We start from the raw sequence: 18,840 nt of genomic DNA on the forward strand, positions 1-18,840 counted from the left end.
GACGTATGAAGAGTTTTTTCCTGCAAACACGCATTTATAGCGGGGAGGGCAGCCTCAAGGTGCTGCAACGTTTCCAGCAGCGCAAAATCTGGATTGTCTGCGACGGCTTTCTCGCCACCTCGCCGCTACTGGATCGCTTAAAAGCGGCGCTGGCGGCGGATAACCAGATCACTCTGTTCAGCGACATCACGCCGGACCCCAATATCAGCACCGTGGTCAAGGGCATTGAGCAGATGCAAGCGCTGCGCCCTGATGTGGTGATTGGGTTTGGCGGCGGCTCAGCGCTGGATGCCGCCAAAGCTATCGTCTGGTTTAGCCGCCAGCAGGGGCTGGAGATCGAAACTTGCATCGCCATCCCCACCACCAGCGGCACCGGCTCGGAGGTCACCAGCGCTTGTGTGATAAGCGATCCGGAAAAAAGCATTAAATATCCGCTGTTTGATGATGATATCTATCCGGATATCGCCATTTTAGATCCGGCACTGGTGGTAACCCTGCCGCCGGCTATCACCGCCAATACCGGGCTGGACGTGCTAACCCATGCGCTGGAAGCCTATGTCTCGCCACGCGCCAGTGATTTTACCGATGCGCTGGCGGAAAAAGCGGTGCAGCTGGTGTTTCGCCACCTGCCGACCGCCTGCCGGCAAGGCGATTGCCTGATAACCCGAGGCAAGATGCATAACGCCTCCACCCTGGCGGGGATGGCGTTCAGTCAGGCGGGATTGGGCATCAATCACGCCATCGCCCACCAACTGGGTGGTCAGTTCCACATCGCTCACGGTTTAGCCAATGCGCTGCTGTTAGTCCCGGTGATCCGCTTTAATGCCGCCGACGCGCGGGCGCGTAAACGCTATGCGCGGTTAGCGAAGTTATGTCATTTCAGCCCCGTCAATGGGGAGGATCGCGGCGCGGTGAATCAGCTGATTCATCAGATTGAGCAGCTTAAGCGCCAGTGCGGATTGCCTCAACCGCTGGCGGCGATGAAAGTCAACCAACGCCAGTTGCAGCAGTGTATTCCGCAGATCATCACCGCCGCACTGGCGGACGTCACCCTGCGCACCAACCCGCGCCCGGCAGATGAAAAAGATATCCGCGCCATTGTCGAGGCGCTTTATGAGTGATCTCTCGATGTCCGTGCCGCCACTACAGAGCGCCCCCCTCGCCTGCGGTGAGCTGTTGCGGTGTGACGCCGCCACTATTCAGCAGCGGGTGCGCGATGCCGGAGTGGTCGGTGCCGGTGGGGCCGGGTTCCCGACAGCGGTAAAACTACAGGCGCCGGCTGAAATTTTTCTGGTCAATGCGGCTGAGTGTGAGCCGATGCTGAAAGTGGATCAGCAGTTGATCCCACGCCAGGCCGCGCGGCTGGTGCGCGGTCTGCTCTATGGCATGGTCGCCACCGGCGCACGCGAAGGCATCATTGCGCTGAAAGCTAAATATGTGGCGGCCATTGCGGCACTGACGCCGCTGCTACCACCGCAGATCCGGCTGCATATCTTGCCCGACGTCTACCCCGCCGGTGATGAGGTGATCACTATCTGGCTGGCGACGGGTCGACGCGTCCCGCCTGCCGCCCTGCCGGTCACTATTGGCGTGGTGGTGAATAACGTGCAAACCCTGCTCAATGTCGCGCGGGCGGTGGAGCAGCAGTGGCCCGTCACCCGCCGCACACTGACCGTCAATGGGGCCGTGGCTCAACCATTAACCTTGACCGTGCCGCTCGGCACCTCGCTACGGGAAGTGCTGGCACTGGCAGGTGGCGCGACCATCGACCATCCCGCCTACATCAATGGCGGGCCGATGATGGGCCATGCACTACACGACCTCGATCAGCCGGTGACCAAAACCACTGGCGGCCTGCTGGTACTGCCCGCCGATCACTTGCTGATCACCCGCCGCGCCCGCAGTGATCAGGATGTGCTCGCTATCGCGCGCGCCGTCTGCGAGCAGTGCCGCATGTGTACCGAACTCTGTCCGCGCCACCTGATTGGTCATGAGCTACCGCCGCATCTGTTGGTGCGGGCGATTATCTATCAGCAGGTTGCCACGCCGGATATCTTGCTGAGCGCCCTGACCTGCTCAGAGTGTGGGCTGTGTGAAAGCTACGCCTGTCCGGTGGATATCTCGCCAATGCGCATTAATCGCCTGCTGAAAACTCAGTTGCGCGCACAGGGTGCACGCTATCAGGGGGAGCTGCGTGAGGCTGATCCGATGGCGAATTACCGCATGGTGCCGATATCGCGGCTGATTGCGCGGCTGGATCTCACCGACTGGTATCAGCCCGCCCCATTCAGTGAGCAGGCCTATCAACCGCAACAGGTGATGCTGCCGCTGCGCCAGCATATCGGTGCCGCCGCCGAAGCGGTGGTTAGCGTCGGTGAATCGGTTAGGCACGGCCAGCTTATCGGGCAGATCCCCAATAACGCCTTGGGCGCCCCCCTGCACGCCACTATTGCGGGGGTGGTCACGGCTATCAGTGCCAACGCCATCACCCTTCGTCGCAGCATTTAACAGGAGTGAGCATGTCTCAAGCCATTGGAATCGTTGAGTTAAGCAGTATCGCCAAAGGGATGGAGGTTTGCGATCTGATGCTAAAAAGCGCCAACGTCAACCTACTGGTCAGTAAGACCCTCTGCCCCGGCAAATATTTGCTGATGGTGGGTGGCGATATTGGTGCCGTCAGCCAATCAGTGCTGAGTGGCGAAAAGCACAGTGGTCACTTATTGGTTGATAGCATCGTGCTACCCAATCTGCACCCGTCAGTGTTACCGGCGATCAGTGGCCTAAATAGGGTGGAGAACCGTCAGGCGGCGGGCGTGGTGGAGACCTGGAGTGTGGCGGCTTGCATCACCGCCGCAGACCGCGCGGTTAAAGCCGCCAATGTCACCTTAGTGCGCATCCATATGGCCTTTGGTATCGGCGGCAAATGTTATCAAGTGCTCAGCGGCGATATTGCCGATGTGCAAACCGCCGTCGAGGTTGCCAGTCAGTGCGCCGGTGAGAAGGGATTATTGGTCTACAGCACCCTGATCCCCCGTCCCCATGAGGCGCTGTGGCGTCAGTTAGTTCAGGAGGCATGATGGAGAAGAGCAGCACCCCCGAGCGCGTGATCCAGGAGTATGTTCCCGGTAAACAGATAACCCTCGCGCATCTTATCGCCAACCCCAATAAGGCGCTCTATAAAAAGCTGGGGCTGAACGATGTCAGCAGCGCCATTGGCATTCTGACCATTACCCCGAGCGAAGCCTCAATTATCGCCAGTGACATCGCCACTAAATCCGGCGCGGTTGAGATTGGTTTTATTGACCGCTTCACCGGCGCGGTGGTGTTTACCGGTGATGTGTCGGCGGTGGAGTACGCGCTAAAGCAGGTCATTCACACCCTGGGCGACATGATGAAATTCACCGCCTGCCCGATGACCCGGACCTGATGCCATGCAGCGCATCATGTTAATTGGCCCTAGCCAGTGTGGCAAAACCTCGCTGATTCAGCGCTTACAGGGCGAGGCGCTTCATTACCAGAAAACCCAGTCGATTGTCTGGCAGGACAATGCCATTGATACCCCAGGTGAGTATCTGGAAAACCGCTGTTTATACAGTGCGTTACTGGCGAGCGCTTGTGAGGCCGAGGTGGTGGGATTGGTGCAAAACGCCGATGCCAGCCAGAGTTGGTTTGCCCCGATGCTGGCGCAGGTGTTCAACAGAGCGGTGATCGGCATTATCAGCAAAGCGGACACTATCAGCCATCCCGACCAACTGAGCTGGGCGGCGGATTGCCTGATGCAAGCGGGCGCACAAAATATCTTTATTACCTCGGCGCAAACCGGCGAGGGACTCACTGACCTTATAACTTATTTGAATCATTCTGGAGAGTCGTATGTCCGGTAAGATTATGGCGATAAACGCCGGCAGTTCTTCGCTGAAATTTCAGCTGTTTTTCATGCTCAATGGCCAGACCGGCCAGACGGAGGAGCGGGTGCTGTGCCAGGGCTTGATCGAGCGCATCGGTATGGATGATGCGGTATTTAACCTGCGGGCTGGCGAGGTGAAATGGCGGGAAACCCTGCCGATCGCCGACTGCCGCCAGGGGGCAGAGCATCTGTTACGCGCACTGATTGAGCACAATATTATTGATTCACTGGATGAGATCATCGGCGTCGGTCATCGGGTGGCCCATGGTGGCGAAACCTTTGCCGATTCGGTGCTGATCACCCCCGAGGTGCTGGATAAAATTGAGCAACTGGGCGCGCTCGCGCCGTTGCATAATCCGGTGAATGCCTTGGGTATCCGCGTGTTTCAACATGCCCTGCCCCATGCCTGCGCGGTGGCGGTGTTTGATACCGCGTTCCACCAAACCCTAAGCCAGAGCGCCTATCTCTACCCCTTGCCGTGGCGCTACTACGAGGAGCTGGGCATTCGCCGTTACGGCTTTCACGGCACCAGCCACAAATATGTCAGTGCCGTCTGCGCTGAGCGCATGGGGCGGCCACTGGCGGAGCTGCGCATTATCTCCTGCCACCTCGGCAACGGCTCTAGCCTATGTGCGATCGGCAATGGGCGCTCAGTCAATACCTCCATGGGCTTCACCCCACAGGCGGGGATCATGATGGGCACCCGCAGTGGCGATATTGACCCCTCGATCCTGCCATTTATTCAGCAGAGGGAGGGCAAAAGCGCCGCCGAGATCAACTATCTGATCAACAACCAATCCGGCCTGCTGGGTCTCTCCGGCATCTCGCACGACTATCGCGATGTGGAACAGGCCGCCAACAACGGCGATAGCCGCGCACAAGTGGCCCTTGAGCTGTTTGCTGAGCGCATCCGCGCGGTGATTGGCAGCTATATCGTGCAACTGGGTGGAATCGACGCGCTGATCTTCACCGGCGGCATTGGCGAAAATGCCCGCAATGCCCGTCAGCAGATATGCCGGGATTTGGCGTTTCTCGGCATTGAGTTGGATGAAGAGAAAAACCTAAAAAATCAGTGTCTTATCCAAAAAGATAGTGGCCCGGTACAGATTGTCATCATCAATACCAATGAAGAATTGATGATTGCCCGTGATGTTGTGCGCGTGGCACAACCGCTACCGCTACAACCGGCCCTTGCCATACAGTGAGAAATAAGATGAAAAGTGGAAAAGTTTGGCTGGTGGGCGCGGGGCCGGGGGATGCGGCGCTGATTACGGTAAAAGGGTTACATGCCATTCGTCAGGCCGAAGCGCTGGTGTATGACCGCCTGGTCTGCGCAGAGCTGCTGGCAGAAGCCCCGGACGGCTGCGAAATGATCAATGTCGGTAAGAACCCCAATCACCACCTGGTGCCGCAACCGGAGATCAATCAGATTTTGGTGGATTGCGCCCAACGTGGGTTGAATGTGGTGCGGCTAAAAGGCGGCGACCCCTATGTGTTTGGCCGCGGCGCAGAAGAGGCGCAAGCACTGGCGCTGGCGGAGATCCCGTTTGAAGTGGTGCCGGGGATCAGCTCCGCCATTGGCGGGCTGGCCTATGCTGGCATTCCGGTGACCCACCGTGATTACGCCTCTGGTTTTCATGTGATCACCGGCCATTTGCGTCAGGGCAATGAACCGCAGGATTGGGCCACACTGGCGAAGCTGGAAGGCACGCTGGTTATCTTAATGGGGATGACGCAACTGGCGACCATTTGCCAGCAGCTGATCGCGGGCGGCAAAGCGCCGACCACACCGGCGGCGGTGGTGATGTATGCCAGCCATCAGCAGCAGCAAGTCGCCAGTGGCACCTTGCTCACCTTAGTCGATCAGGTCGCCGCACAAGGTTTATCAGCGCCTGCTTTGATTGTGATTGGTGAGGTGGTGCGGCTGCGGGAGATACTGGCATTCACACCAGAAATCTTGTCGCTAAGCTCAATTCCCTCGCTTATGGTACTCTGAACACACAAGTTGAATAGGGGTATAACAGAGCAATGAGTGAGCATGGCGGCAATGTGCTGGAGATGGCACTGAAAATCGGCACAGAGGCAGAAAATATCATTGATTTTAGTGCCAATATTAATCCGCTGGGGATGCCCGACTCCCTGAAAACCGCCATTGTTGCCCAGTTAGCCCGTGCTGAGCGCTACCCCGATGTTGAGTATCGCCAATTGCATGGCGCGCTGGCCCGCGCTCACCACTGCCAGCCGGAAAACATTATCGCCGGCAATGGGGCCACCGAATTGATTTACGCGGTGGTGCAGCTGCTACAACCACGCAGCGCGCTACTGTTGACGCCGGGGTTTGCTGAGTATCGCCGCGCCCTGCAACGGGTCGGCTGCCAGATTCATGACTATCCGATGAGCGAAGCGGAGGGCTATCAGCCGGATGAGCGACTACTGGAGCGGTTGGTTCAACTACGCCCTGACTGCCTGTTTCTGGCGACGCCGAACAACCCAACCGGCCTGATGCCCAATGCAGCGCTGCTGCAAGCTATTGTGCGCTGCTGCCATCAACAGCAAATTGCACTGATTGTCGATGAAGCTTTTATCGATTTTCTGCCGGCTGCGGCGGGGCTGATCCCGCAATTGGCGGATTTCCCGCGTCTCTATGTTCTGCGCTCACTGACCAAGTTTTTCGCCATTCCGGGGCTGCGGCTGGGCTATTTACTCAGCGCTGATCGGGCAGCAATCTCACAAATGAAACAGCAGCGCGAGCCTTGGACCATCAATGCGTTCGCGGCGCTAGCGGGTGAGATTATCCTTGATGACCAAGCTTATATTCAGGCAACGCATCAATGGCTGGCGCAGCAACAGCGTTGGTTATATCAGCAATTGTGTTCCCTACCCGCGTTGCGGGTCTGGCAAGGTGCCGCCAACTACATTTTCCTGCGCTGCCTGAGGCCAGAAATCGACCTGCAACAAGCGCTTTTGCAGCATCATATCTTGATCCGCCACTGTGCCAACTACCCCGGTTTGACCCGCGACCACTACCGCGTGGCCATCAAAAGCGCCGCCGATAATCAGCGGCTAATCACCGCCTTGCAGCAGGTGTTCGGCCATGGCTGAAGCCCGTTGCCCTGCCTCCTGCGGCGAGTTAATTCAGGGCTGGATACTGGGTGGCGAGAAGCTTATCTCCTGCCCGGTAAACTGGTTCAGTACCGTCTCGGTGAGTGATGGAGCGCCGAGTGGTCATGAGCGGCCACGGATGCGCCAGATGCTAGCAGCGGTGCTGGCTTACTTCGACCACCCCGCCGAGATGGCCCGTGGGCTGAATATTCGTTTTGATTCCACTATTCCGGTCGCAAAAGGGCTGGCGAGCAGTACCGCCGATATCGCCGCTACCGCACAGGCCACCGCCCGCCATTTGGGTGAAACACTGGATGAGGCAGCCCTCGCGGCATTGTGTGTCACTCTGGAACCCACCGACAGCACCTTATTTCAGCAATTAACCCTGTTTGATCACCAAACTGCCGCCACGCAAATCTCTTATGATTGGCAGCCACAGCTGGATATTTTGCTGCTGGAGAGCCAGAATATCCTGAATACTGAGGATTACCATCGCCGTGATCGCCAACCGGCACTGCTGGCAAGTGCCGCCTCACTGGCGCGGGCATGGCAACTCTTTACCCAAGCGGCTGAGCGCCGCGACTGTTCACTACTTGGTCAGGCCACTACAGTTAGCGCGCAAGCCAGCCAGCGATTGCTGGTCAAACCCGATTTTGCGGCGCTAATGAAATTGGTGGAGGAGCTGGATCTCTATGGGCTGAATGTCGCCCACAGTGGCAGTGTCGTGGGGCTGCTGCTAGACCGCCAACGCCATGATGTAGAAAAGATTTATTGGCAACTACAGCAGCGCAACATCACCCAAAACTACCCGACTCAGCACTTGCTCACCATGGTGCCCGGTGGGGTACGTTAGCGCCTTAGGTCACGATTCGACCCCAGATATGCGGCTAAATTATTGCAAAATAGCCAAACAATAATGTCCATGTAATCACCCATGTTATTACCCTCCCGCCTACCACTTTTATGTAACTCTCATCACCTTGCCCGCCGGAATCATGACTTCCATCACAAACAGGGAAAGCAGCCATTTTGTCCATGTAAATAGCATTCAGGGATATGGGGGAAATCGCTATCGGGGTATTAGAGTCGACCAACAGGAGATGTAGTGCAGATGTAAAATCTGTTGCCTGTTAAATCTTCATTTTTTTAAAAACATAAATAAAACTCAAGTGATAGAGCAGCAAAATATTACACCAATACCAAATAGTAATAACCTCAACCTACATTAGCTCCGGGAGCCTGATTAGATGAATAAATTGAGTGTAAAAACCTTACTGGCAGCCAGCCTGTTTAGCATGATGGCGTGCTCGGGTAGCGCACTGGCGCAAGAAGTCGAAGTGGTCAATATCTCGAAAATCGCAGGTATGCCGTGGTTTAACCGCATGGGTGACGGCGTGGAGCGTGCCGGTAAAGATCTAAACATCAAAGCCTATCAGGTCGGCCCATCCAGCACCGATGCCCCACAACAGGTGAAAATTATTGAAGATTTAATTGCCAAAAAAGTCAGCGCCATCAGTATCGTGCCGAACGATGCCGATGTGCTGGAGCCGGTATTTAAGAAAGCCCGTGATGCGGGGATCGTGGTGTTAACCAACGAATCCCCAGGGCAACCCAGTGCTAACTGGGATATCGAAATCATCGATAATGCTAAATTTGCCGCAGATAATGTGGACGAGATGGCAAAAGCCATGGGTGGCAAAGGCGGTTATGTCATTTATGTCGGCAGCTTGACAGTGCCACAGCATAATCTGTGGGCCGATCTATTTGTTAAATATCAGAAAGAGCACTATCCGGAGATGTTCGAAGTGACCAGCCGTATGCCGGTCGCCGAGAGCATTGATGATTCACGCCGCACCACCCTGGATTTGATGAAAGCGCACAGTGACCTGAAAGGCGTTGTTGCCTTCGGTTCACAAGGCCCAATCGGCGCTGGCCGTGCCGTGAAAGAGAAACGCGCCAAAGACAAAGTGCATGTGTTCGGCATGATGATCCCTTCTCAGGCGGCCTCACTGGTTAAAAGCGGTGATATTGCCATGGGCGTGACTTATGACCCAGCTTCTGCCGGTTATGCATTGACAGCTGTTGCTGACAAAGTGCTAAAAGGCGAAAAAATCGAAACGGGTATGGAGATCCCAGGGGTGGGTAAAGCGGAAGTTGATCAGGGTAAGCATCTGATTCAGTTCCACAATGTACTGCGAGTTACCAAAGATAACGTCGATTCGCTGTATTGATTCATTGCGCTATGCAGAGCCGAACGCCTGTTTGGCTCTGCAACTAATGAAAACCCAGCCGATAAGCAAGGAGCCAGAAGGGATTAACGCACCTAGGGGCACTCCGGCGGCTCACGCCGCTACGGCCCCTACGGCACGCCTCCCCTTCAATTGATAATGCTACAGCCCACTGGCGCTGTGTCTTATCAGGCTCTTTTATGGTTTAGGTAGCACCCTATTGGGCCAGAGGATCTATGCAGCCATTTATTACCCTGGAAAATATCAGCAAAACCTTTTATGGCGTCAAGGCGCTAAATAAGGTGGCCATGACCCTATTGCCAGGTGAGGTTCATTGCCTCGCGGGGCAGAATGGTTGTGGTAAATCAACGCTGATCAAGATTATCTCCGGCGTCTACCAACCCGATTCTGATGCCGCTATCACCATTGATGATAAAACCTACTCAACCCTGACACCGATCGAATCTGTCCGATTGGGGATTCAGGTGATCTATCAGGATTTGTCACTATTCCCCAATCTGACTGTGGCTGAGAATATCGCCATGAACCATTATCACCATCATCTATGGGTAGATAAGCGCCAGATGCGCGCCACCGCTGAGCGAGTCATCAGTAGCATTGATGCCCATCTTGATCTGGATGAATTGGTTGAGAATTTACCCATTGCGCAGAAGCAGCTGGTCGCCATTTGCCGCGCGCTGGCACAAGATGCCCGCCTGATTGTGATGGATGAACCCACCGCCTCCCTGACGCGGCAAGAGGTTAACGGCTTGCTGCGGGTGGTACATGAGCTGAAATCACGCAATATCTGCGTGGTCTTTGTCAGCCACCGATTGAGTGAAGTGCTGGAGATCTCAGATCGTATCACGGTACTGAAGGATGGTGATTGGGTCGGCACCTACCCTGCTGCTGAAGTGGATAACCAACGGCTGGCCTGGCTAATGACCGGCATGAAATTTGATTTTCAGGTTCTACCCTCGTATACCGCCGCCCGCCCGCCGGTGTTAGCGGTAGAGGAGCTTTCCCGTGGCCACCAATATCACAACATCTCACTGACCCTGCATCCCGGTGAGATTGTCTCGTTAGTTGGCTTGCTGGGTTCTGGGCGCACCGAACTCTGCCTCAGCCTATTTGGTTTAACCACACCGGAGTCAGGCACTATTCGTATCAATGATGAACCGGTCTATTTTGCCAGTAATCGCGATGCCATCGCCGCCGGGATTGGCTACGTTTCAGAGGATAGAATGAGCACCGGACTGATTATGGAGCAATCTATTCGCGACAATATCAGCGCCACCGTCTTGCATCGGCTAAAAAATGCTTTTCACCTAATGCGCACTGAGCGGGTCGATACCTTGGTCGAAGATATGGTGAAGCACCTGTCGATCAAAATCGGCAACAGTGACCTGCCGGTCAATACCTTATCCGGCGGTAATGCACAGCGAATCGCCATTGCTAAATGGCTGGCAACGGATCCACAAATACTGATCCTCGACTCCCCTACCGTCGGGGTCGACATCGCCAATAAAGCCGGTATCTATAATATTATCAATGCACTAGCAGCACGGGGGATTGCGGTATTAATGGTTTGTGATGAGATTGATGAGGCTTTCTTTAATAGCCACCGCATTTTAGTGATGCGGGCCGGGAGAGTGGTGCAGGAGTTCTTACCTGGCAACAGCAGCCAGGCAGCCATTGCGGAGGTAGTAAATGGCTAACCCCCATGAGGTAAATAGCTCTGTGTCCAATAGATCGAACAGCGGTCACCGCGGCTTATTCAATAAAGAGCATCTGAAACGCCATGAAGTTATGTTGGCATTCACTATTTTGATTATTTCGACCTATCTTGCCTTCACCAGCCCAGATTTTCTGACCCTCGCCAATATTTACGATTTGATAAATAACTATGCCATGTTGACCATTTTGGCCTGTGGTTTGTTTATCGTATTGATTTCTGGCGGTATTGATATTTCATTCCCTGCCATGACCATTATTTCGCAATATGTGATGGTGACATTAATTGTGAAGTTTGGCGGCAACTTCCCCGTGGCCTTCGCGCTGGCGGGCGGTATCGGCCTACTATTGGGGCTGATAAATGCGCTGCTGGTTAATCGCCTGCGTGTGCCGTCTATCATCATCACTATTTCTACGCTGAATATATTCTATGGTTTACTGCTCTATCTCAGCCGTGGTGTTTGGCTCTATACCTATCCGGAATGGTTCGAACATGGGCCAATGCTCTTCTCCTTCACCGCAGCCGATGGCTATGACTATGGCCTTTCGCTGCCCATTCTGACACTGCTTATCACCATTATTGTCACCGCCCTACTGATGACCCGCACCAGTATTGGCCGCCAAATCTATGCTTTGGGCGGCAATCAGGAGGCGGCATCGCGCATGGGGTTCAGCATTCTCAAGCTGCAACTCTTTGTCTACGGCTACATGGGCTTTTTGTCTGGGATAGCTGGCGTGGTGCAGTCCTATACGGTGTTAACCGTCGCACCTGATTCATTGCTGGGTTATGAGCTGACGGTGCTGGCGGCGGTGGTACTCGGTGGTACCAGTATTGTCGGTGGACGCGGCACCCTGACGGGCACTTTACTGGGGGTGATACTGCTGGCGATATTGCAAAACGGATTGAATTTACTGGGTATTTCGTCGTACTGGCACACCGTAGTGATCGGGCTGGTGATTGTCATCAGCATCAGTGTGACCGCCTGGGGCCAACGTCATAAGGTAGGGATATAATCATGTCAAAATCAACGCAACGTGATCATACCGAACGCTGGCTAGTCACACTGCTGGTGCTGGTCGGCGTGGTGTTCAGCCTGCTGATCCCGCAGGTATTCTGGTCTGCGGCCAACTTCCAATCCATCGCCTCACAAATCCCTGTCGCTGGGGTATTAACGCTGGCTATGGCTATCACTATGTTGACCGGCGGGATTAACCTATCAATTATTGCTACCGCCAATGCCAGCGCGCTGGTGATGGCGTGGGTCTGTACCCATCTGGAGCCAACATTCAGCTCAATGATGTTAATGCTGCTGGCCGGTGCGGCGGTAGCTTTGGTGGTGGGGCTGATTAATGGGGTGCTGATCTCAATTGTTCGGGTCTCCCCTATTCTGGCGACCCTGGGCATCATGACACTACTAAAAGGCGTAAACGTGCTGATCTCCAAAGGCTCCGCTATCTCCAACTTTCCGAACTATGTATTGGCACTGGATCGCAGCAATTTTCTTGGCGTGCCCTTGCCGCTCTATCTGTTCATCGCGGTGGCACTGCTTATCTGGCTAATTCTGGCTAAAACCCCGCTGGGCCGCCAAATTTACCTCTGCGGTTCCAATGAAAAAGCGACCTTTTTCTCGGGCATTAACACCCGCCGCACCCTAATTTGGGTTTATGTCATTTCATCCTTGCTGTGCGCCGTCGCGGCACTATTAATGATGTCAAAACTGAACTCGGCCAAAGCATCCTATGGTGAATCACTGTTGCTGATCACGATATTGGCGACAGTACTGGGTGGGGTAAATCCTGATGGTGGATTCGGCAAGATTTTCGGTATTGTGCTGGCGCTGTTCCTGCTACAAATGCTGGAGAGCGGGCTGAACATCATGGGGGTCAGTAGCTATATCACCATGGCGCTGTGGGGGTCACTGCTGCTAGCTTTTATCTTTATCAAAGGGGTGAATATTCCGGCATTGCGCTTCTTGCGCCCCAATAAACCATTGAATTAAAACTTACAGCTAAAAAAAGGCTGGCACTTAATGCCAGCCCTTCTGTTTATAGCCCCTAAGTGATGAGGCATTATACGTCCGGTGAAGGTTACTTAACTTCGCCCATCGCTTTCAGTTTTTTCGACAGTTCGCGGCGCTCTTTAGAGAGATCAGCGTTTTTGATGGTGTATTCATCAACACGATCTTCGTAAGCAGTACGCATATCCGCGATAATGGCCTGAATCTCTTCAATGCTCATCCCTGGTTTGATGTAATCACTCAGGTTATCGAGCAACAGAACGCGTTTTTGGTTATCACGGATTTTCTTTTCGTTATCAACGATTTCACGCTGCAACTTGTTTTTGCGACGAAACATACGCACAAACTCCAAAACGTCCTGGAAAGTCGGCTTAATTGCATTATCCATTTTTACACCTTCACTTAAGTTTTACACAAATTCAATTGCTGGTGACCAGGCTACCTGCACCATACCGCTTTGCCGTGCCTGGTGACAAGATTCATTGGCTTATCTTACCTGCTTTACCCGCCAGACAGAAATTTCATCTGCCTTATCGCCACCCATAATCACCTGCGCAGAGTCATATTAATCAGATCATCTAATTCCTCAAGCTGTTTGGTCAACCCCAGACTCAACCAAACATAGCCATAAATCGGTGTTTCTACCTGCTGCTCCTGCGTCACTGCCAGCATCAGTGATTTTAATTCACTGGCAATCACATTCAAATCCGCCACCACCTCGCGTTCACGCGCGGGTGCTCCATCACGCAAACTGTCACTTAACGTATTCAGCGTACGAATCGTCATCAACTGAGTGCTGCGCAATCCTTTAGCATTGAGCATGATGAAATGGCTTTCACATGATGACCAAGTGGGTAAAAGCACGCTGCGGATAGACACTGGTAAAAATCAGCGCCAGTAAGGAGCCAAAAATCACATCCCCGCTACGCCAAAGCGCGGTGTTCATATCACCCGGCGCGGAGCCACAGACCACCGCCAGCGTAATACGCAAAGCGTGAGTGATGCGATAGTGACTGTAAATCAGGTTATCCAGTGGCGAGATTTTTTTATTCAGGCGCACAACAGACCTACTTCCAATAAGATAGCAAAATCTAAGTCTAGCTGAGTTATTACTGGCAGGCACAGGGTTAACCGCCATTTGCTGCTGGATAGTGATATCAAAACTAATTAGCAGTTGAATATTTTACAACCGATTGATTATCCGTTAGTTGCGACAAAATTAGCGTCTCGCTCCGCCTGAAATGCTATCCTACGCCCAACGTCATGGGTCACTGGGTTCCCCTGTTCAGAGGGGGCTGGTTCAAACAGGCCAGTCATAAGGCATGACCATAGTGGATTAAGGGTTAAACCGAATAATGTCAGATAAAAATAAGCAGCCAACATTTTACATTCACGATTATGAAACCTTCGGTCAGCGACCCGCCCTGGACAGGCCAGCACAGTTCGCCGGCGTCCGCACCGATTTGGATTTCAATATCATTGAAGAACCACTGGTTATTTACTGTGCGCCAGCAGATGACTACCTGCCACAGCCCGAAGCGGTGATGATAACCGGCATCACCCCGCAACACGCCTTAGCCAATGGGGTCAATGAAGCTGAGTTTGCCCGCCAGATCCATCAGGCATTCAATGTGCCCGGCACCTGCATTCTCGGTTACAACAACATTCGTTTCGATGATGAAGTCAGCCGCAATATTTTCTACCGCAACTTTTATGACCCCTATGCCTATAGCTGGCAAGGGGGCAACTCCCGCTGGGACTTACTGGATGTGATGCGCGCTTGTTACGCGCTACGTCCAGAGGGCATTATCTGGCCGGAAAATGAGGATGGCCTGCCGAGCTTCAAGCTGGAGCATCTGACCCGGGCCAACGGCGTCGAACATTTGCACGCCCATGATGCGATGTCAGATGTCCATGCCACCATCGCCATGGCGAAATTGGTGAAACAGGTACAACCGCGTCTGTTCGACTATCTGTATCAGCACCGCAGTAAGCACAAAATTAATGCATTGATTGATATCGCAGAGATGACACCACTGGTTCATGTCTCCGGCATGTTCGGTGCCGCACGGGGCAATACCAGTTGGGTTGCGCCACTGGCATGGCATCCTGAGAATAAAAATGCGGTGATTATGTGCGATTTGGCCGGTGATATGTCGCCATTGCTGGAGCTGGATAGCGACACGTTACGTGAACGCCTATATACCCGCCGCGATAGACTCAGCGCTCAGGATGCCGCCGTCCCCCTAAAGCTGGTGCATATTAACAAATGCCCGGTACTGGCACCGGCTAAAACCTTGCTGCCAGAAAATGCTGAACGGCTGGGAATAGACCGCCAACACTGTCTACGAAACCTGCAACTGCTGCGACAGAACCCGCAAGTTCGCGAAAAAGTGGTCGCGCTATTTGCCGAAGCCGAGCCATTTGCCGTTTCTGATGATGTGGATGCGCAGCTGTATAACGGCTTTTTCAGTGATGCTGATCGCGCTACCATGAAGATTATTTTGCAAACTGAGCCGCAAAATCTACCCGCACTGGATCTGACCTTCCAAGACCCACGGCTGGAACCGCTGCTATTTCGTTTCCGCGCCCGTAACTACCCCAACACCTTGACTGACAGTGAGCAGAAACGCTGGCTGGAACATCGCCGTGAAGCGCTCAATCCAGAGCTGGTGCAAGATTACGTGCTGCAACTGGAGCAATTCTATAATCAGTATGAAGACGATAAAGAGAAGTTGGCACTGCTAAAAGCGCTATTTGATTATGCAAAAGGCTTAGTGAGTTAACCTCGGAAACTGTAAATCCCCCCATAAAAAACGGAGCCATCAGGCTCCGTTTTCGTTAGCAATAACCTAATTTCAAAGCAGATTACTGTGCCAGCTCACCATTGAACTGCGGTAAAGCCTGGCGGAAAGCACGGGTTTTCCAGATCATATAAAGCAGACCAATGGCACCCCATACCAGCCCCAAAGTCATTGAGCTGCTTTCCAGATTCATCCACAGCACACCCACGGTTCCCGCGCCAATCATCGGCAGGATCAAGTAGCTGAAATGATCCCTGAACGTGCGGTTGCGGCGCTCACGGATGTAGAACTGTGAAATCACTGACAGGTTAACGAAGGTAAAGGCCACCAGTGCACCGAAGTTAATCAATGCGGTTGCCGTCACCAAATCAAAGGAGATGGCAGACAACGCCACGCCGCCCACCAACAGTACGTTGATGGCAGGAGTGCGCCATTTCGGATGCACATAACCAAATACTTTTTCTGGGAATACGCCGTCACGCCCCATCACATACAGCAGACGTGAAACACCTGCGTGTGCGGCCATACCTGATGCCAACACCGTGACACAGGAGAAACACAGAATCACTGACTGGAAGAACTTGCCGGCCACAAACAGCATGATTTCCGGCTGTGATGCATCAGGATCGGTGAAGCGCGAAATATCCGGGAAATAGAGCTGCAAGAAGTAAGAGACGACAATAAATATCACGCCGCCAATCAATGCCGTCAGGAAAATCGCTTTCGGGATCACTTTGCCAGCATTCGGTGTCTCTTCAGACAGCGAACTGATGCCGTCGAAGCCAAGGAATGAGAAGCAGAGTATCGTGGCCCCGGTTATCATCGGCACTAAATGGGCATTCTCAGAATAGAACGGACGTGGGCTAACCAACGTACCCGCCCCTTCACCTTGATAAACGCCATGAATCAGCAGGCCCATAAAGACCACCATGATTGCGACCTGAACCACAACAATGACTGAGTTCAGATTTGCCACCACATTGATGCCACGCAGGTTAAATAGCGTCATCAGAGTGACCAGTGCGCCAACAAAAATCCACGATGGCACACCAGGGAAAATCGCTTCAAGGTAAATTTTTGCCAACAGAATGTTAATCATCGGCATGAACAGGTAGTCCAGCAGTGATGACCAACCCACCATAAAGCCAACATTTGGGCTAATGGATTTCTGGGCATAGGTGTAAGCTGAACCCGCGGACGGGAAGCGCTTCACCAGTTTGCCGTAACTGATCGCCGTGAAGAGCACCGCAATCAGTGCAATGGCGTAAGAGGTCGCGACATGACCATCGGTCAGGCCGGATACAATACCAAACGTATCGAAAATGGTCATCGGCTGCAAATAGGCCAGCCCCATCATCACCACTTGTACCAACGTCAGTGTTTTTCTGAGTTGAACGCGGTTGTTGGTGCCAGTTTGATTGGTGCCGACTTCAACAGTAGCATTATGCGTCATGATTCAGCCTCCCCATACCTTTAACCCGATTTGCAAGTTTAGTGCAAAGGTCAGAGGTGACGGGGAAACTTCGTATCTGCCTGGGATACGTAAGTGGGGAAACCTGAGCGGTGTAACGGGTATTTGCCATACCTGCTGCGCCATAATCGCTGCATGTGCAGCGCATACCGGTGGGCACCGGTGCCAATGAAAATAATTGCCCCATCTCTCTTTCCTCATAACGGCGATTTTCGTATGTGAATAATCGCTCGCGGACCTGTTTATCTATCCGGATCGTTGTCCGGCCTCTTGATTTGTGAAAACATGAATGCAAAAAAATAACCGACGCGTTTAAACGTCGGTTATTGCATGGGGCCTATTTTGCCCTAACTCGAGGGCAAAAAACAAGGTGTTAAACCATTAGAAATAATATTCTTCTGCTGGCTTGATCTAAACACCTATTCCCGCGCTGTGCGCGCGTTGAGCAGCAATTTCCACCCGCTCAATCGCTGCCCATAGTTTGTCTGAATTTAGTGCAATCGGCAGGTAGTGGATTGACTCACTCGGCTTGAGAATTCGACCAATCACGCGCTCAATGCCATCGCGGTCATTAATATCAACATCCAGGGCGGCCAGATGCGTTGGCAAACCTAATTGATTAAAGGCGGCTATCAGCGATTTTAATGCCTCATCCTGCGCCAACAAGGCGGTTTGGACCAATATCCCATAAGCTACTTTGGTGCCATGCAGAAAGTGCTCTGTTTGGGGTAGCAGCGTCAAGCCATTGTGCACCGCATGAGCCGCCGCGACGCGGGTATAGCGCTCACCCAGCCCACCGACCATGCCGCCACCGGCAATAATGGCATCAACGACATCCAAAAAATCTTGCGTCAGTTCACCTTGCTTAACCGCCTGTAGCGCCGACTCACTCTGCTTGAGTAGCACATTGCGAATCTCCAGAGCCGCCTGTAACCCTAAACGCACCGTCAGAGATAAGCTTTCCGGTTGCGGACTCAATACCACCGCCTCGTACCATTTCGCCAGTGTATCGCCGATACCGGCTAACAGATACGCCACAGGGGCCTGCAAAATGATGCGCGGTTCCACTAACACCAAGTGGTTGGCATCGTTGAAAATTTCAAAATTCAGCGCCTGTCCGGCCTCGTTATACCAAACCGAAAGCGGCGTCCAGGCCGCGCACGTTGCCGCGATGGTCGGAATGGCAACCAGTGGCACACCCAATTTGCGCGCCACCACTTTTGCTGTATCCAATACCGCCCCGCCACCAATGCCAATCACCACCTGGCGGTCACTGCCCGCTTTATGCACCAAATCCGCCACAGTAGCTGCACTGCAATGGGTTGAGAATGCAGCACGTACCGCATTTTCTCCGTGGAAGTCTGCCGGCAGATAGTCACTGGCGGCGGCCAATGCGCGCTCACCGTAGATCCACAGCGCATGATCCAGTGCTGCCGGAGGATAAAACTCACTCAGCTTGTCGATAGCACCCGGAAAAGAGAAATAGTTAGCAGGCCCCACCTGCACTCGGATGGCATTGGTGCTCATGGCGTGTTCCTTTAAATGATAATCTCAGCAATATTTTTCTCATCTTAAG

General features: G+C 53.4%; 18 protein-coding genes and 1 pseudogene. 14 read left to right on the forward strand and 5 right to left on the reverse strand.

The window, feature by feature from the left end; genetic code table 11:
- Positions 1-5 precede the first annotated feature (5 nt).
- The 13 genes from FFE93_RS13500 to FFE93_RS13560 all read left to right on the forward strand — a co-directional run bounded on the left by FFE93_RS13500 (position 6) and on the right by FFE93_RS13560 (position 12,971).
- Complete coding sequence (locus FFE93_RS13500) at positions 6-1,121, forward strand: 1-propanol dehydrogenase PduQ (RefSeq protein ID WP_138775344.1); 1,116 nt, start codon at positions 6-8, stop codon at positions 1,119-1,121.
- A gap of 7 nt (positions 1,122-1,128) precedes the next feature.
- Complete coding sequence (locus FFE93_RS13505; RefSeq protein ID WP_005274638.1) at positions 1,129-2,508, forward strand: 4Fe-4S dicluster domain-containing protein; 1,380 nt, start codon at positions 1,129-1,131, stop codon at positions 2,506-2,508.
- 11 nt (positions 2,509-2,519) lie between these two features.
- Positions 2,520-3,077 (forward strand): BMC domain-containing protein, encoded by a 558-nt coding sequence (locus tag FFE93_RS13510; protein WP_005274640.1) that lies wholly within the window; start codon positions 2,520-2,522, stop codon positions 3,075-3,077.
- Positions 3,077-3,427: a propanediol utilization microcompartment protein PduU gene (gene pduU, locus FFE93_RS13515; RefSeq protein WP_032813079.1), complete on the forward strand. Its 351-nt coding sequence runs from the start codon at positions 3,077-3,079 to the stop codon at positions 3,425-3,427. The genes FFE93_RS13510 and pduU overlap by 1 nt, the downstream gene beginning before the upstream one ends.
- 4 nt (positions 3,428-3,431) lie before the next feature.
- Complete coding sequence (locus FFE93_RS13520) at positions 3,432-3,884, forward strand: EutP/PduV family microcompartment system protein (RefSeq protein WP_049599159.1); 453 nt, start codon at positions 3,432-3,434, stop codon at positions 3,882-3,884.
- A complete protein-coding gene (locus tag FFE93_RS13525; RefSeq protein ID WP_138775345.1) occupies positions 3,874-5,112 on the forward strand; it encodes an acetate/propionate family kinase in 1,239 nt (412 codons plus the stop codon). The genes FFE93_RS13520 and FFE93_RS13525 overlap by 11 nt, the downstream gene beginning before the upstream one ends.
- Before the next feature lie 8 nt (positions 5,113-5,120).
- On the forward strand, positions 5,121-5,903 hold the full coding sequence (gene cobA, locus FFE93_RS13530; RefSeq protein WP_005274646.1) for a uroporphyrinogen-III C-methyltransferase: 783 nt from the start codon (positions 5,121-5,123) through the stop codon (positions 5,901-5,903).
- Between the two features lie 32 nt (positions 5,904-5,935).
- The gene (gene cobD, locus FFE93_RS13535) at positions 5,936-7,009 is read left to right on the forward strand and encodes a threonine-phosphate decarboxylase CobD (protein WP_138775346.1); all 1,074 of its coding nucleotides are present in this window, start codon (positions 5,936-5,938) and stop codon (positions 7,007-7,009) included.
- On the forward strand, positions 7,002-7,862 hold the full coding sequence (locus FFE93_RS13540) for a GHMP kinase (protein WP_032897979.1): 861 nt from the start codon (positions 7,002-7,004) through the stop codon (positions 7,860-7,862). Before cobD ends, FFE93_RS13540 begins: the two co-directional genes overlap by 8 nt.
- Positions 7,863-8,304: 442 nt before the next feature.
- On the forward strand, positions 8,305-9,240 hold the full coding sequence (locus FFE93_RS13545; RefSeq protein ID WP_261369053.1) for an autoinducer 2 ABC transporter substrate-binding protein: 936 nt from the start codon (positions 8,305-8,307) through the stop codon (positions 9,238-9,240).
- 233 nt (positions 9,241-9,473) lie between these two features.
- A complete protein-coding gene (locus FFE93_RS13550) occupies positions 9,474-10,955 on the forward strand; it encodes a sugar ABC transporter ATP-binding protein (protein ID WP_049599168.1) in 1,482 nt (493 codons plus the stop codon).
- Positions 10,956-11,046: 91 nt separating this feature from the next.
- Entirely contained in the window at positions 11,047-11,985 is a 939-nt protein-coding gene (locus FFE93_RS13555) for an ABC transporter permease (RefSeq protein WP_032897991.1), read from the forward strand.
- Positions 11,986-11,987: 2 nt separating this feature from the next.
- Positions 11,988-12,971, forward strand: a complete 984-nt coding sequence (locus FFE93_RS13560; protein ID WP_005274664.1) for an ABC transporter permease — start codon at positions 11,988-11,990, stop codon at positions 12,969-12,971.
- An 88-nt stretch (positions 12,972-13,059) separates the two neighbouring features.
- Here the strand turns inward: FFE93_RS13560 and tmaR are convergent, their stop codons facing one another.
- Both tmaR and FFE93_RS13570 read right to left on the reverse strand, forming a co-directional pair.
- On the reverse strand, positions 13,060-13,377 hold the full coding sequence (gene tmaR / locus FFE93_RS13565; protein ID WP_004711143.1) for a PTS system regulator TmaR: 318 nt from the start codon (positions 13,375-13,377) through the stop codon (positions 13,060-13,062).
- A gap of 158 nt (positions 13,378-13,535) precedes the next feature.
- Positions 13,536-14,049 (reverse strand): annotated as a pseudogene (locus FFE93_RS13570) (hypothetical protein).
- A gap of 295 nt (positions 14,050-14,344) precedes the next feature.
- Between FFE93_RS13570 and sbcB the strand changes: the two are divergent.
- Positions 14,345-15,775: an exodeoxyribonuclease I gene (gene sbcB / locus FFE93_RS13575; protein ID WP_138775348.1), complete on the forward strand. Its 1,431-nt coding sequence runs from the start codon at positions 14,345-14,347 to the stop codon at positions 15,773-15,775.
- A gap of 82 nt (positions 15,776-15,857) precedes the next feature.
- On the opposite strand, the gene FFE93_RS13580 is transcribed toward sbcB, so the two are convergent.
- From FFE93_RS13580 to FFE93_RS13590, 3 genes are all read right to left on the reverse strand, one after another.
- Positions 15,858-17,246 (reverse strand): APC family permease, encoded by a 1,389-nt coding sequence (locus FFE93_RS13580; RefSeq protein ID WP_004873653.1) that lies wholly within the window; start codon positions 17,244-17,246, stop codon positions 15,858-15,860.
- Entirely contained in the window at positions 17,236-17,451 is a 216-nt protein-coding gene (locus FFE93_RS21870) for a hypothetical protein (RefSeq protein ID WP_032897981.1), read from the reverse strand. Before FFE93_RS21870 ends, FFE93_RS13580 begins: the two co-directional genes overlap by 11 nt.
- A 224-nt stretch (positions 17,452-17,675) precedes the next feature.
- A complete protein-coding gene (locus tag FFE93_RS13590; RefSeq protein ID WP_005274674.1) occupies positions 17,676-18,791 on the reverse strand; it encodes an oxidoreductase in 1,116 nt (371 codons plus the stop codon).
- Positions 18,792-18,840 lie beyond the last annotated feature (49 nt).

Source organism: Yersinia sp. KBS0713 (assembly GCF_005937895.2).
GTDB lineage: Bacteria > Pseudomonadota > Gammaproteobacteria > Enterobacterales > Enterobacteriaceae > Yersinia > Yersinia bercovieri.